Here is a 749-nt window from a genome sequence, read left to right on the forward strand (position 1 = left end):
GGAGCAGGACGGCCAGGAGGGGGGCAATGACGCGGGTCATCATGGGGTTCCCGAAAGGGGGACGACGCGGCCCGTCGAAATGGGGGCGGCCGCCCCTCCACGCTACCCCGGCTCGCGAGCTGGGTGCACGGGAGTGCACACAGGGTCTGGGTACCCCTTGCGGCAGCGATAAGTCCCCCGGGGGGGTGAAATCCCCTCCAAACCCCCCGGGCCTTCGAAACGTCACGCGAGGGTCAAGCCGGAGTGGTCGCGGGGACCTCCGACCGGCGCGCGTTGTCGTGGGACAGCTCCTGTCCCAGGGCGTGCGGGTCGAAGTAGGCGAAGAAGCGCCGGATGCGGTCGCCGTCCCATTCGATGATGGAGACGCCCTCGTAGGCGATGGCGGCACCGTTGTGGGACTGCCCCTGCGTCTCCCACTCCAGGGCCACGCGGTCACCGGATTCGATGACGTTGCGGAAGGTGGACTTCACCTGGCCCAGGGTGCCCTTGTATTCGGTCCAGAAGCGGCGGGCGCCGTCGATGCCGGTGAAGACGCTGGGCGAGGCCACGTTGCTCACCTGGGCGTCATCGGCGAAGAGGGCGAGCAGCGACTCGATGTCGCCATCCGCTTCCAGTTTCAACAGGGCGTCCACGAACCGCTGCGCTCGTTCCATCGGCATCCGCATCCTCACTCGTTGGCAAAGGGGGTGTGCGGGAAGGGTGCGCATGCGGGGTATGGGTGGCCGTCCCGCACGGTCGCCCCCCTGCCC

General features: G+C 68.6%; 1 protein-coding gene. It reads right to left on the minus strand.

Features of this window, described 5'->3' with window-relative positions; translation table 11 throughout:
* Positions 1-233 precede the first annotated feature (233 nt).
* Positions 234-659, minus strand: a complete 426-nt coding sequence (locus tag D7Y13_RS41920) for a nuclear transport factor 2 family protein (protein ID WP_120538495.1) — start codon at positions 657-659, stop codon at positions 234-236.
* Positions 660-749 lie beyond the last annotated feature (90 nt).

Source organism: Corallococcus praedator (assembly GCF_003612125.1).
In the GTDB taxonomy this organism is placed as follows: domain Bacteria; phylum Myxococcota; class Myxococcia; order Myxococcales; family Myxococcaceae; genus Corallococcus; species Corallococcus praedator.